The 250-nt window shown below is 54.4% G+C and carries 1 protein-coding gene; it reads right to left on the minus strand.

Annotated features, from left to right (window positions below):
- Positions 1 to 55: 55 nt before the first annotated feature.
- On the minus strand, positions 56 to 250 hold a 195-nt coding region (locus AC1RPU_RS08400; RefSeq protein WP_438452386.1), incomplete at its 5' end, for a hypothetical protein.

Below are 250 nucleotides of genomic sequence, written 5' to 3' on the forward strand. Positions count from 1 at the left end.
AACTTGGGATTCCCAATTTTATAGAGTAATCCCGATAGCGTGCGGGACGTTTTTCTCAGGCGAGTGAAGTGTGGTTTTGGGCCTGTACGCTATTTTGGGATGATCGTGCGAAAGCAAGCCGGTGGCGGGAACCGGTTAGATCATCCCTTTCTTTTTGCCCGGCGCTCGGCATGCGCACGAGGTTCCGACTTCTGCCAGCATCCGGCGCGTCCATCAGGAATGCCGCCATCATGTCTTTTCTCTCCGATGC

The sequence above is a fragment of the Dellaglioa sp. CoH-55-MRSF-7 genome (genome assembly GCF_056782235.1).